At 33.3% G+C, this 14897-nt stretch carries 10 protein-coding genes; 7 read left to right on the top strand and 3 right to left on the bottom strand.

Going from position 1 to position 14897, the window contains the following annotated elements:
* Positions 1–59: 59 nt before the first annotated feature.
* The 3 genes from GQR98_RS05230 (at position 60) to GQR98_RS05220 (ending at position 3097) form a co-directional block, all read left to right on the top strand.
* Entirely contained in the window at positions 60–1349 is a 1290-nt protein-coding gene (locus tag GQR98_RS05230; protein ID WP_159021089.1) for an ammonium transporter, read from the top strand.
* Positions 1350–1504: 155 nt separating this feature from the next.
* Positions 1505–1843 carry a P-II family nitrogen regulator gene (locus tag GQR98_RS05225; protein WP_159018584.1) on the top strand — a complete coding sequence of 113 codons (339 nt, stop codon included), beginning with the start codon at positions 1505–1507 and terminating at the stop codon, positions 1841–1843.
* Positions 1844–1864: 21 nt separating this feature from the next.
* Positions 1865–3097, top strand: coding sequence for an ammonium transporter (locus GQR98_RS05220; RefSeq protein ID WP_159018583.1), 1233 nt, complete (start codon positions 1865–1867; stop codon positions 3095–3097).
* Between the two features lie 359 nt (positions 3098–3456).
* Here the strand turns inward: GQR98_RS05220 and GQR98_RS05215 are convergent, their stop codons facing one another.
* On the bottom strand, positions 3457–6045 hold the full coding sequence (locus tag GQR98_RS05215; RefSeq protein ID WP_159018582.1) for a phosphoenolpyruvate carboxylase: 2589 nt from the start codon (positions 6043–6045) through the stop codon (positions 3457–3459).
* Between the two features lie 286 nt (positions 6046–6331).
* Between GQR98_RS05215 and GQR98_RS05210 the strand changes: the two genes are divergently transcribed.
* The 3 genes from GQR98_RS05210 to nadB all read left to right on the top strand — a co-directional run bounded on the left by GQR98_RS05210 (position 6332) and on the right by nadB (position 10813).
* Positions 6332–8140 (top strand): hypothetical protein, encoded by a 1809-nt coding sequence (locus GQR98_RS05210; protein WP_199270267.1) that lies wholly within the window; start codon positions 6332–6334, stop codon positions 8138–8140.
* Between the two features lie 188 nt (positions 8141–8328).
* The gene (nadA, locus tag GQR98_RS05205) at positions 8329–9255 is read left to right on the top strand and encodes a quinolinate synthase NadA (RefSeq protein WP_159018581.1); all 927 of its coding nucleotides are present in this window, start codon (positions 8329–8331) and stop codon (positions 9253–9255) included.
* A 1-nt stretch (position 9256) separates the two neighbouring features.
* Positions 9257–10813, top strand: a complete 1557-nt coding sequence (gene nadB / locus GQR98_RS05200) for an L-aspartate oxidase (protein WP_159018580.1) — start codon at positions 9257–9259, stop codon at positions 10811–10813.
* A gap of 14 nt (positions 10814–10827) precedes the next feature.
* Here nadB and GQR98_RS05195 read toward each other — a convergent pair whose 3' ends face one another.
* Positions 10828–13194 (bottom strand): hybrid sensor histidine kinase/response regulator, encoded by a 2367-nt coding sequence (locus GQR98_RS05195; protein WP_159018579.1) that lies wholly within the window; start codon positions 13192–13194, stop codon positions 10828–10830.
* A 290-nt stretch (positions 13195–13484) separates the two neighbouring features.
* A complete protein-coding gene (locus tag GQR98_RS05190) occupies positions 13485–13817 on the bottom strand; it encodes a single-stranded DNA-binding protein (RefSeq protein WP_159018578.1) in 333 nt (110 codons plus the stop codon).
* A 468-nt stretch (positions 13818–14285) separates the two neighbouring features.
* Here GQR98_RS05190 and GQR98_RS05185 point away from each other — a divergent pair, with 468 nt between their 5' ends.
* Positions 14286–14846 carry a hypothetical protein gene (locus GQR98_RS05185; protein WP_159018577.1) on the top strand — a complete coding sequence of 187 codons (561 nt, stop codon included), beginning with the start codon at positions 14286–14288 and terminating at the stop codon, positions 14844–14846.
* Positions 14847–14897 lie beyond the last annotated feature (51 nt).

Below are 14897 nucleotides of genomic sequence, written 5' to 3'. Positions count from 1 at the left end.
GTTTTTAAAGCGGGGATTTAATAGTGCTATTATTAACTAACCAAAAAAAATATAATATGATGTCAATATTAAATTTACCTTTATTAATTCAGGATACCGCTGCTATCGAAGGCGATATGGGAATGATGTGGATGCTAATCTCCGGTATTCTTGTTTTCTTCATGCAGGCAGGTTTTTTCTTAGTGGAGTCAGGAATGACAGATTCTAAGAATGCTGTAAACATTGCCATGAAAAACTTCCTAGATATCGCAGTAGGTTCTTTAGCCTTCTGGTTTATAGGATACTCTTTAATGTACGGAGCAGACCAAGGTGGTGGATTTTTCCACTGGGGAGGTTTTACATTCTCTCAAGGTGCTGCCGATTTATTCTTCCAAACTGTATTTGCTGCAACTGCTGCAACTATTGTTTCTGGTGCTGTAGCCGGAAGAACAAAATATACAACTTACGCTATTTTTAGTATTGTTTTAACTGCTTTTATTTACCCTATCGCTGGTGGTTGGGAATGGAACGGTGGTTGGTTAAACAACACTGATGGTATTATGCCTGCTGAATTTATCGATTTTGCTGGATCATCTATTGTTCACTCTGTTGGTGGATGGGCTGCACTTGTTGCTGCTTGGATGGTAGGTCCTAGAATCGGGAAATTCTTAGATGGTAAGCCTGTTGAAATGCACGGTCACAACCAAATGTATGCTACTTTAGGTGTATTTATTCTTTGGTTAGGATGGTTCGGTTTTAATGGTGGTTCTCAATTAGCTTGGGGTGGTGATGATGCTACTGCAGCTTCTCAAGTTGTTTTAGTAACAAACTTAGCAGCTTCTGCTGGTGCTTTAGGTGCTTTACTTTTAACTTGGATTAAAAATGGAAAACCAAACTTAAGTATGACTTTAAATGGAGCACTTGCTGGTTTAGTAAGTATTACTGCTGGTTGTGGAAACATGAGCGAAGGTGGTGCTGTATTAGCTGGTCTTGTTGGTGGTATTCTTGTTGTATTTTCAATTGGTTTTGTAGAAAAAACATTAAAAATTGATGATGCTGTAGGTGCGATTTCAGTACACGGTATTTGTGGTGCTTGGGGAACTTTAGTTATAGGTCTTTGGGGTATCGATGGTGATGCTGGAATTGGAATTCTTAATGGTGGAGGTGCTGCTCAATTAGGCGCACAAGCTATTGGGGTTTTAGCTTACGCAGCTTGGGCTATTGTTTTATCTTTTGTTTTCTTATTTATTATGAAGAAAACTATTGGATTAAGAGTTACAGAAAAAGAAGAAATTGCTGGTCTTGACTGGACAGAGCATGGATCTATCGCTTACCATGGTAAGAGACAAAGAGAAATTGACGAAGAATAAAAACTATTATTTACTATAAATTTTTAAAAAGATGCCCCAAAAAGGCATCTTTTTAAGCGTTTATGATAATTCAAAAAAACCTTTTGAACTTCTGTTTTTATAGAATTCAAATAATTTTTACCTTAACAAACTAAACATATCTAAGAAATGAAATTATGAAAAAAATTGAAGCCATTATTCGGAAATCCAAATATCGTGTAGTGAAAGAAGCTTTGCATGATATTGGTGTAATATTTTTCTCTTACTGGGACGTAACTGGTCTTGGAAACGAAAAAGAGGGGCATGTTTATCGTGGTGTTAGTTATAGTACTAGTGATATACAGCGTAGATATCTTTCTATAGTTGTAAATGATGATTTTGCCGATGTTACCGTAAAAACAATTATTAACTCTGCTGGAACAGGAGAAGTTGGTGATGGTAAAATATTTGTATCCGATGTACAAGAGTGTTACAGAATTAGAACTGGAGAAAAAGGGAGTGACACATTAAAATAATAACACAATTAAACTAACAAAATGGAATTACTTACAATAAATAATGTATGGATGATGATCTGTACGGCCTTAGTTTTCTTTATGCATACTGGTTTTGCATTTTTAGAAATTGGGCTAACAAGACAAAAAAACACATTAAACATATTATTTAAAAATATTCTTATAATAACTATCGGCTTACTTCTTTACTGTTTAGTAGGTTTTAATTTAATGTACCCTGGTTTTGCTGAAGGTTCTGCTGGGATTTTTGGTTTTGCAGGCTTTGGTTTAGAGGCTCCGTTAACTGCGGAAGGTGCTTTAGATTTAACATATAATGAAGGTTATACGTATTGGACAGATTTCTTGTTTCAAGGTATGTTTGCTGCAACTGCTGCAACTATTGTTTCTGGAGCTGTTGCCGAACGTATGAAAATTGGACCTTTTATGATTTTTACAATTATCTACGTTGGGTTTGTTTACCCAGTTGCTGGCTCATGGAAATGGGGTGGCGGATTTTTAGATCAATTAGGTTTTTACGATTTCGCAGGTTCTACCTTAGTTCATTCTGTAGGTGGTTGGGCAGCATTAGTTGCTGTTTTCTTATTAGGCCCGCGTATTGGTAAATTTAAAAATGGAGAACCTCAGGCTATTCCTGGTCATAATATACCGTTAGCAACGGCAGGTGTTTTAATCCTTTGGTTAGGATGGTTTGGTTTTAACGGAGGGTCTGTGCTTTCTGCTAATCCAGAATTAACATCTTTAACTCTAGTAACAACGTGTTTAGCTGCTGCTGCTGGTGGTGTGGTTGCTGCTTTATTCACTTTTATTAAATATAAAAACCTAGATTTAACCATGTTTTTAAATGGTATTTTAGGTGGTTTAGTTGGTATTACTGCTGGGGCAGATGTTATGTCGCCTACAAGTGCTATTATTATTGGTGCTGTAGCAGGTATACTTATTGTTTTAGCTGTTAGTTGTGTAGATGCTTTAAAACTTGATGATCCTGTAGGTGCTATTGCTGTGCATTTAGTTTGTGGTATTTGGGGAACTTTAGCAGTAGGTATCTTTTCTACAAACCCAGAACATAACTTCTTGGCGCAATTAATTGGTGTAGCTTGTTATGCTGGTTTTTGTTTGGTAACCTCTTTTATTATTATATTTACCTTGAAGAAGGTTGTTGGTATTAGAGTTTCTGAAAGAGAAGAGCTAGAAGGTTTAGATGCTCATGAGCATGGCATGGAAGCTTATCCAGATTTTAGATCTAACGATCACTAGAAGAGAACTATTTAACTGATCAATTATATTATTTTAAAAAGGTGTTTTGCTTTATGCAAAACACCTTTTTTGTTTGATGAATTTTTTAGATGTTATTGTTTGGCTGTTTAGTATGCTTTTGTTTGTTTATTTGGTGTCTAAGGATAGTGTTTGCACGGTTAAAGCTATCGCTGCTATATATGCGCAAGGGATAGTAGTGAAAAGCCCACAGCTGCTGCAATGGTAGTTGCGGTAGCGCGGACTTGTAGCGTATAGCCTGACCCTTTTTGGGTTGCGCCCTAATAAAAATAATAGACGATGTTTTAACGTAAAAAAGCCCCCATAGTTGGAGGCTTTTTATATTTAATTTGAATGTTTTATTATGCAGAGTTTCTACTTGCATTAATGTTTCCGAATAATGAACGGGTAACAATTTTTTCAAATATTTTAATTTGTTCTTCGTCTCTAACTTCGGCTTTTTCTAATTCTTGAATCTTTTTAAGTGCGTATTGTTGTATGGTTAACAATGGTAACACAATAGATTCACGAACTTGAATAGAGGCACGGCCTGCTGGCTCGTTTTCCATAAGTTCTTTATAACCGGTTAGTTTTAAAAGTAAGGATTTTGTTGATAGGTATTCGTTATAAATAATATCCCAAAATGCACCAAATTCTTCGTCTTTAGACATGTATTTTGTTAAATCGAAAAACGATTTAGTTAAAGACATCATACTGTTTTCTAACAGTGTTTTAAAGAATTTTGAGTTGTTGTAAAGTTGCTCAACTTTATGGAATTCTCCACGGTCTTCATAAGCTTTTAATGCTTTACCAACACCAAAGAATCCTGGTACGTTTTGTTTTAACTGACTCCAAGATCCTACAAAAGGAATGGCTCTTAAATCTGAAAAGACTAACTTATCTGATGTGCCTCGTTTTGATGGACGTGAGCCAATATTTGTTTTTGCGTAGTATTTTAAAGTACTCATGCGCTCCAAATATGGTATAAACATGGCGTGACCTTTAAAGTCTTTGTAAGCTGTGTAACTTGTTTCGGCTAGGTCGTTCATTACAATTTTGTCTTCCTCGCTCATGGCTTCGTTATTTTTGCCAATGCGGTTAGAAATACCAGAACTTATTAATTGCTCTAAGTTGTATTGAGATGAGTCTAGAGTTCCGAAATTAGAACTAATAGTTTGCCCTTGTATGGTTAGTTGTACTTCTTTATCCTCGATTGTTGGGCCTAAAGATGAGTAGAATTGATGTGTTTTTCCACCACCACGAGCAGGAGGTCCACCACGACCGTCAAAGAAAATGGCTGTAATACCATGTTTTCTAGAAATGGCTGTTAGGCGTTCTTTAGCTTTGTAAATACCCCAGTTTGCCATAAGATATCCACCATCTTTTGTACCATCTGAGAAACCTAGCATAATAGTTTGCTTGTTGTCTCTTTTTTCTAGATGTGCACGGTAAGTAGGGTTGCTGTAAAGCTGCTCCATTACGTCTGGTGCGTTTTCTAAATCTGGAATAGTTTCAAAAAGAGGTCCAACATCTACCGTTAAGTCGTCTTGGAATGCTACTAATTTTAGCATTGCAAAAAGTTGCATAACGTTTAATGCGGTTTGGTTGTTACTAATAATGTAACGGTTTGCACCGCGCTCACCATTAGTTTTCTGTATTTTTTTGATGGCTTTAATGGTTTTAAGCGTGTTGCTTACCATTTCGTCTTCAAAAACATCGATGTCAATTTTATCTCCACTTACTTCTGATAAGATTTTAACTTGCTCATCATCTGTTAAATCGTGATAGTTTTTAGGAAACGATGGGTGATTGTTTTCTATTAACTTATCGATAACTGTAGTAAACACAGTGTGGTGAATACGGCTATCTTGTCTAATATCTAAGGTTGCAAAGTTGAAACCAAAAAGATTAATTTTATTAATTAAGCTGTTAATTTCGTTAATGTAAAGCGATTGGTGATCGGCTTCTATAACGTCTCTAATACTTAATAACTCGTTAAGCAGCTCTTGAGCTGTAATTGTTTTTTCGGTATTTAAGTTTATACTAAAGTTGTATAAAATAGTTTCTAGCTTAATAATGCGCTCTTCTACACCTCTAAACGTTAGTTTACGTCTTAGGTTTTTTAAATCGGCATAATACTTTTTAAGTATGGCTTGCTTAAGTTTTTTAGCAACTTTTATTGTTGTGTTTGGTTTTACAAACGGATTTCCGTCTCTATCGCCACCTGGCCAAAAGCCAATGTTAATTATTTCGTTATGTTTTTTAGTATCGTCGTAAATGTTAGTTTGGATATAGTTGTAAATATCTCCAAACGATTTGTAAAATACGTTTTCTAAATACCAAATTAAGCTTTTTGCTTCATCATAAGGTGTTGGTTTTTCACGCTTAAAGAAAGGTGTTTTTCCTAATTGTGCAAACAAATCGTTAATGCCATTTAGGTTGTTTTCTTTAACAGCTTTCGATAAATCGGTAATAATACCTAAAACCGAACCTGGGTAAAATTGAGTAGGGTGAGCTGTTAAAACAATACGTACTTTAAATTCTTCTAGGTATTGTTGAAGAAGTTCTAATTTATTTTCTGAAGTTGCTTTTTCTTTAAGGTTTCTAAGTGTCCCGATACCATCCATATTATTTACAATAGGGAAAGCAGCATCTTCTACAGCATCAAACAACACCACTTGTCGCTCTATATATTGAATAAAACGGAATAATAGGTTTATTTGACTTTCTTCAGATCTACGACCTTGATATTTTTGGAAAAACGTATCTACAATGGTTGTTGGGTTATCACCTTGTGCAAATCCTTTTTCGCAAGTTTCGTGAAACAACGGCAGTAATACGCCGGTTTTTGTAATAGTATCAAAAGGTAGTGTCATAAAAATACTATTGTAAATTTGGTATTTAGACAACACACTTTGATTAAATCGTGTTAATTTTGGCTCTACAGACATCTTTTTCTTTCTATTCTAAAATTAAAACATAAAAGTACTAAAGGAAATCTTAAAGAGCGAAAGCTGTTTGAAGTTTTATCAATTTTTGTTGTTTGTAGATTCCTTATTATGAATAATTAAAAAAAAAGTTGATAATGCCATATTCTTTATAATGACAAATACTGAAATCTCAGCTTTTCTTTACAATAAGACTCAGAAATAAAAACATTGTACGTTCTTAAAGTATGATATATGTCATTTTTATCAATCTATTCCTAGTATACATTTGTTGATTAATTCAATTAATATGAAAAACACACATTCATTTCATATTCCTGTAATGGGAATAGGATTTACAATAGATACGCCTTTAAAAGTTGCGCAATACGGTATGGATTCTGTGATTTCTTTGGTAGATGATATTCTGCTTGAAAAATTACGAAAAATGTACAGCGAAAAGTTTGAGGTGCCTTACCATGAGATTTCAGATAAAATAGAAGATTTTAGAGCAAAAAGAATTACCTCTTATTTAAATTTAATTAGCGACTTAGCGGGTAAGAAATTTGAAGAATTAAAAAATGTTTCGGCAGAAAAAAGCGAAGAACTTTTTAATTATATCAGCATGTTGCCCGATGGTTCTAAAATGAAGGCTGAATTCGAAAAACTAACGTCTAAAGAATTAGATTTCTCTAAGATTAAAAACTGGGTGAGTAACAATTTATCTATGGGCGCGATTGATGTTAATATCATGACGAAAGTTGATAAAGATAACTATATAAAAGATGAAAAATTACCTGTAGAATTTAACGATGCACATGCTGCATTACGTGGTTTTGCTAATAGTAAATTAAATTCGTCTGTAGTGCTTTCTGCTGGTATGAACCCGAGATTATATGCGTATATGTCTCAGTTTAATGATTTCTTTCCAGACGAAAACGGTGGGTTTAAAAAACGTATTATTTTAAAGGTTAGCGATTATAGATCGGCCTTAATTCAAGGGAAGTTTTTAGCTAAAAAAGGCTTATGGGTTTCGGAATATAGAATAGAGTCTGGTTTAAATTGTGGCGGTCATGCTTTTGCTACAGAAGGTTATCTTTTAGGGCCTGTTTTAGCTGAGTTTAAAGTGCATAGAGATGAGCTTCAAAAAACAATTTATAGTGTTTTAAGTCAGGAGCTTTTAAATCAAAATAAAGCCATACCAAAACAAGAATTAAACTTTGAAATTACAGCGCAAGGAGGTGTTGGAACTTTTGAAGAGCATGAGTTTTTAATGAAACATTACAACTTAGATTCTGTAGGTTGGGGTAGTCCATTTTTGTTAGTCCCAGAAGCTACAACTGTAGATAAAGATACGCTGAGTAAATTAGCTAAAGCTGAAGAAAGCGACTTGTATTTAAGTGATATTTCTCCGTTAGGTGTGCCTTTTAATAATCTAAAAGATAATACAAAAGATGCTGAAAAGCAGGTTAGGATTGATAAAGGTAGACCAGGAAGTTCGTGCCCAAAGAAATTTGTAGCCATGAACAAAGAGTTTAAAGAAACAGGTGTTTGTACGGCATCTAGAGAATATCAACATTTTAAAATAAAAGCTTTAAAAGACCAAGAATTATCTCCGGAAGATTATCAAAACCAATACAATAAAATAATAGAGAAATCGTGTACTTGCGTTGGCCTGGGTACTTCTGCGCTTTTGGCTTACGGGTTAGATACAAAAACGGAAGGCGAAGGTGTTTCTGTTTGTCCGGGACCTAATATGGCATATTATTCTAAGGTAATGAGTTTAAAAAACATGACCGATCATATTTACGGGCGAGATAATATGGTTTCCAGAACAGATAGACCTAATTTGTTTGTTAAAGAGCTTGATATTTATATCGATTTCTTAAAAAACAAATTAGCTGAGGCTCGAGTGTCGATGAATAAAAAAGAAGAAAAATACTTGTTGAATTTTACAAAGAACATGAAAGCCGGTGTGGCGTATTATCAATCGCTTTTTAATGATGTAAAAAATGAATTTGTAGATATTAAGGCATCTGTTTTATCCGAACTTTTTAAAGGAGAATTAACGTTAAACGAGATTCAATTAGAAATAGAAAGCTTAACTATTAAAGCTTAAACTTAAAGCGTTTTGTAGTTTTTCGCAAAACGCTTTTTGTTTTTTGACATTTATTTAAGAGTTTACTTAACAATAATTTAATGATTTTATAAAAAGAATGCTGGTTTTTTATTCTCATGGTTTTTTTAAGGTATTCTGAATTTAATACGCATTTTAATTAAGATATTTGCAGTTAAATGAGGATTACTATGGATTTAGTGAAAGAAATACAACGCTTAAAAAAAGAGAAGAATGCCGTTATTTTGGCGCACTATTATCAGGTGCCAGAAATACAAGATATTGCCGATTATGTTGGTGATAGTTTAGGTTTGTCTCAAAAAGCTGCTGAAACCGATGCTGATATTATTGTGTTTGCAGGTGTGCATTTTATGGCGGAAACTGCAAAGATTTTAAACCCATCTAAAACAGTTGTTTTACCAGATTTAAATGCAGGTTGTTCTTTAGCCGATTCTTGTCCGCCAGAAGATTTTGCTGCGTTTACTAAAAAACACCCAGACCATGTGGTGATTACTTATGTAAACTGTTCGGCTGAAATTAAGGCGCTAAGTGATATTGTTTGTACATCTTCCAATGCGTTAAAAATAGTACAATCTATACCAAAAGAAACACCTATTATATTTGCTCCAGATAGAAATTTAGGACAATATATAATAAATGAAACAGGTCGCGATATGCTACTTTGGGATGGTAGTTGTATTGTGCACGAAGCATTTTCAATCGATAAATTAATTGAATTACATAAAAAATATCCAGAGCATAAAATTATAGCACATCCAGAATCTGAAACTCATATTTTAGATACGGCTGCTTATATTGGTTCTACTTCTGGAATGATAAACTTTGTTAGAGAACATGCTAACGAGAAATTTATTGTAGCTACCGAAGCAGGGATTTTGCACAAAATGCAAGAAGAAATGCCTAATACAGAATTAATTCCGGCGCCAGCCAAGGAAGATAATACTTGTGCTTGTAGTGAATGTCATTTCATGAAAATGAATACCATGCAGAAATTATATGATTGTTTGCTTAACGAATCGCCACAGATTGATGTTGACGAGAAAATTCGTGAACGTGCATTATTGCCAATTGAGCGTATGTTAGAACTTTCAAAATAATATGATAAAGGCAGACTATTTAGTAATTGGTTCAGGTATTGCAGGATTAACATTTTCGGTTAAAATTGCAGAGAAATTCCCAGAGAGAAATGTTGTTATTGTAACAAAAGCTTCCGAGGAAGAATCTAATACTAAATATGCTCAAGGTGGTGTGGCCATTGTTTTAGACCACGAAAAAGATTCGTTTAAAAAGCATGTAGACGATACGTTAATTGCGGGCGACGGACTTTGTAGTAAGGAGGTTGTGGAAATGGTTGTAAACGAAGGGCCAGATCGATTAAAAGAATTGCTCGAATGGGGCGCTAATTTTGATGAAGATGCTAGCGGAAATTTAGATTTAGGTAAAGAAGGCGGGCATTCGGAATTTCGTATTGTACACCATAAAGACATTACAGGTTTTGAAATTGAAATGGCTTTATTAAAGCGTGTACATCAATTACCAAATATTACTTTATTGCCGCATCATTTTGCTATCGATTTAATTACAAACCATCATATTGAAAAGCCTAAACCTTTAGAAAAAGGTTGTTATGGCGCATATGTTTTAAACCAAAAATCGGGCGAAATTTTTACCATAAAAGCTAAAAGTACATTGTTAGCTTCTGGTGGCATTGGTCGTGTTTACGGGCATACCACCAATCCTGTTATTGCCACTGGAGATGGTATTGCTATGGCATACCGTGCTAAAACTAAAATTTCCGATATGGAGTTTGTTCAGTTTCATCCTACAGCTCTGTATGATGTGCGTGGCGATCAATCTTCTTTTTTAATATCTGAGGCCGTACGTGGTTTTGGAGCGTATTTACGCGACAAAAATGGACATCGTTTTATGCCTGATTATGATGATCGTGCCGAATTAGCGTCGCGCGATATTGTGTCTCAAAGTATTGATAGTGAGCTTAAAAAATCGGGGGAAACGCATGTGTTTTTAGATTGTTCTCATTTAGATATTGATGCTTTTAAAGCACACTTTCCTAATATTTACCAAAAATGTTTAGATAATCATATTGATATAAAAACAGATTGGATTCCTGTGGTGCCAGCCTCACATTATTTGTGTGGTGGTATTGATGTAGATATGGATGGAAGAACATCTATTAAAAATCTATTTTCTTGTGGAGAATGTACTAAAACAGGACTTCACGGTGCAAATAGGTTGGCATCAAACTCTTTGCTAGAAGCCATGGTTTATGCACATAATATTTTTAAATTTCATAGTAAAAATACTTTAGAAACTTTTGATTTAGATATTCCTGACTGGGATGATAAAGGCACATCTATTGCTAAAGAGCACGTTATTATTCAGCATAATTTAAAACAACTACAAGCTATTATGCGTGATTATGTTGGTATTGTGCGTAGTGATGATAGGCTTAAGAGTGCTATTAAGCGATTAGACTTAATTTATGATGAGGTAGAGGCTTTTTATAAAAAGTCGAAAATAACAACCTCGCTGTGTGAATTACGTAATATGCTAAACGTTGCTCATTTAATTGTAAACCAATCTATAGAGCGCAAGGAAAATAAGGGTGGGTATTTTAATATTGATAATGTTTAATACTAAGTTTTAAACTAAGCAATTTTCAAAATATTATCATCTGGGAAGCAGTGCGTGTATATTCTTTCGAATAATAAATCTTGATTCAATGGTTTGGTAATGTAATCGCACATACCGAGTTTTAGAACGTGCGCTCTAGTTTCGTCTATAGCATCTGCTGTTATCGCTATAATTGGAATACCTGCTATTACAGAGCCTAAACTGCCGCCTTTGATGATAGATGTGGCTTCGTAACCATCCATAATTGGCATTTGCAAATCCATTAAAATAATATCAAAAGTTTCGGTTTTAAGCATTTCTATAGCTTCTTTTCCGTTGTTGGTAACTGTGAATGAAATATTCTTTTTGGTCTTTAAAATTCGCGATAAAACCATTTGGTTTATCTTATTGTCTTCTGCTATTAAGATTTTCAAAGGCTTGTCTTTATGGGAGTTAATAATGTTTTTTACTGCAGGTTGTTCTTCGGAAATGTATCGGAAATTTAAATTAATAAATACGTTTGTACCTTGATTTATTTTGCTGGTAATTTTTATTTCGCCATCAAATAGTTTAACGATATGGTAAACTATGGTTAAGCCTAGGCCAATACCCCCAAATTCACGTTTATGATTTAGTCGCATTTGACTAAAACTTTCAAATACATTTTTTATCGAGTTTTGGTCTATGCCAATACCTGTGTCCGAAATTTGAATAGAAAACTGGCAGGTATCCGCGTTTATTTCATTGCAAATCAACTTAAAATAAATATTCCCTTTGTCGGTAAATTTTAGAGCATTAGCCAATACGTTATTTATTACTTGTACAAAACGTGTAGAGTCGGCTAGTATTTTTTTAGGAATTCTGTTATCTAAATCAAACTTGTAGTCGAGTCCTTTTTTTTCTGCTTCAATTTTCCAATTGGCGCTAATTTCCTGTAATTTAATAGTAGGGTTAAAAACGGTAGGGCTTAGATGTAATTTATCGTTTTCAATTTTTTCAAAATCGATAATATCATTCACATTACTTAGTAAGCTTAACGATGCGTTTTTTATAATTTCGAAAGATTCGTTTGTTTTCTTGTTCTTTTGTCGGCCTAATTCAATTTCAGCAATACCCATAATGGCGTTAATGGGTGTTCTAAGCTCGTGGCTCATATTAGACATAAAATAGGTTTTAAGCTCACCTATTTCTTCCGATTTTATTAACGCCTCCTTTTGTAGTTTTTCTTTTTGAATGCGCATGTATTTTATCAGATTTGTCATGGAAAGCGATAGGAAAATCACCTCTAAACCAGAGCCGAATTTAGAGCTATTCAATGTGAAAAAGTTGTTTGGTAGTAGGCTTAAATTATTCATTACAAAACCGAGTAAGCCAATTACTAAAAACAAAATACCAAAAGAGAAATAAGGATCTATTTTAATGCGTTTATAGCGTAATGTAAATACACTAGATAGTATTAAAATTAAGCTGTATAAGCCATTCAAGTTACTTATTGGGTAGGCGATTTCTAAAGATTTGGAGTTTACAAATAGTAATGTAAACAAGAAGCCTATAATGCCATAAGCCACGTAGTATGCCGTTTTAAAAGATTTTAAATGCGTGTCTACTTGTAAAAAATATTCGCAATATTTAAGCAAGTAGAAGTTAGAGAATAAGGCTGTTATTAGTACTATTCGGCTATTAAGAAAGCTCGCATTTGTAAAAATATACTCGTGTATAAAACCATCTAATGCTGCTTGCATAAAGCAAATTGAAAATACATAGATGCCATAATACAAAAAGGCTTTTTCTTTTATGGTGCTGTAAAAAAACAAGTAAATAATACCGGCTAAAAGGAGTAGTCCATAAAAAAGACCTAAAAATAATTGTTGGAAGTAATTTGTTTTCCAAAAAGAAGCTTCGCTGTATAAATTTAAAGGTAGGTTTATGGTTTCTCCATCACTTTTTAGATGAATATAAATTTGTTGAGTTTCATTTGGAGGTAAATTGATTTTGAAAATTGTAGATCTATGTTTTACCTGTTTATCTTCAAAATCTATTTGATCACCACTTTTAAAAACTTTAGTTTCAGCTTTAGAAATTTGATAAAGTTCTGCGTGATCGGTTACCGGACGTCCGGTTTCTAAATAGTACGTTTTAGATTCTGCGCCGCTATTTTGGAGTTTAAAACGAATCCAATAACTATCAGATGTAAACCCAACACTTTGGTTGTTCGATTCTAAATTTTCAAAATGGAGTAGTGGGCTTTGGATAACATCGTTAAGTTTTATGTTTAAGCTACCAGCGTTGGTAAACTGAGCATATTCATATAATTCTCCTTTACTCTTTTCAGGAAAGTAAACATCGTCTTGGGCGTACAGGCACAGACTGAATAAGTAGATTAAAGCTAAAAACTGTTTCATGTAGGGGGATGCATTAAACAGGCCAAACATAGGTAATAAATGTTTGTTATTAAATTTTATTAACATTAATATCGTCTTTTAACGTTTAAAACTGTATTTCAACGATGTTTTTAATAGGTGTAAATTCTTTCAATATGCTTTTATTGAAATAAATTTCAGATTTAATTTCAGAAGTTTGTGGGTTAAATTTTAATCAATGTGGTTTTTAATTTGCTATACTGATGTAGAAAAAAGCAACACCTAATCCCTCAATTAGATGCTGCTTTTAAAAAATGTATTTAGGTTAAGTATTATTTACCTAGCATAAGGAGTTCGTTACAAACAATTTCGGTAACGTAACGTTTAGTGCCATCTTTATCATCGTAACTACGGTTTGTTAATTTGCCTTCTATGGCAATTTCTTTTCCTTTTGTAACATAGTTTTCAACAACCTTTACAAGGCCGCCTCTAACCACAATATTGTGCCAGTAAGCACGTTCTACTTTGTTGCCGTTTTTGTCTTTGTAGCTATCGTCGGTAGCTAGCGAAAACTTCGCCATTTTATTACCATCGGTAAAATTAACAATTTCTGGGTCTTGCCCTAATCTACCAATCAACTGTACTTTGTTTCTAAGTGCATTCATAATTTAAATTTTTTAATGCCTACCATCTATAGTAAGCTCGTTAAACAGTTAATACTATTGAACCTCAATGGTTTCAACACTGCAAATATCTAACAGCTTGCAAATTTTATTCGGTAATTAATTGCTTAAAATCGTTTGTAAATGTTTGTAGTCGTTTGTAAATGGATAAATCTTTAAATGAGTAAAGTATGAAATAGGAGTCTAATTAACTGATGTTGAACTTAAATATAGCTTCCGTTTTGGTTTTTTTGAGTAAGTTAGCGTGATAGGAATTGGACTGTATGGTTGTTGGCATAATTTTTTTTAAAATCTTTGTATTTAACAACTTGATGTAATAAATGTAATTTTCATTTATAATTAAAAACTAATGAATTAGTAAAGTTACTTGATACAATAAAAATTTTCGCTTTCAAAAATATTCTAGACTAGCAATTTCATCTCTATAAAAGACTACAGCCAAAAAAAGATATGTTTAAAAAAATAATACCAATTCTATTAATTCTGATATCAATAAACGCATATTCTCAGAAATGTAAAACGGATAAAGACCCTTTTACAGATGAAATAATAACTTCGTTTGATTTTCATAATAAAATTGTCTACTTCGAAATTAAAAATGATTCAATAACTTTTACAACTACATTTTTTTATAGAGGAGAGAGAAAACATGAATTTAATGAAGGTTCAGAAATATTATTCAAACTTGAAGAAGGTTCTAAAATTGGCTTAAAAACAATTAAAAAAACTAAACCAAAAATTGAAAATGTTACCACTTCTAAAGTGAATCCTTTCCTTTATGGTTTTAGAGGTGGTTTTAACATCGGGAATTCTCAAAACTATACTACCTATTCTTTTACTTTTTTACTTACTAAAAACGAATTGAAAAAATTAGCTGAATCAAAAATTGAAATTATTAGAATTCCTGATACAGACGAAGGCGAGCATGCTGATTTATTAGCTAAAGGAGAAACGAAACAAAAGATGAAAGCCATTAAAAGAGGTGCTTCGTGTATAATGGAAAGTATATAAAGTTGCACAACAGTAAATAAAATTATGTGTAGTTTTTATATGTAAACGTTT

Origin of the sequence: Algibacter sp. L3A6, from assembly GCF_009796825.1 — a bacterium.
In the GTDB taxonomy this organism is placed as follows: Bacteria; Bacteroidota; Bacteroidia; order Flavobacteriales; family Flavobacteriaceae; genus Algibacter.
The sequence above is the reverse complement of the archived record's forward strand: the minus strand, read 5'-3'. Positions and strand labels throughout refer to the sequence as shown.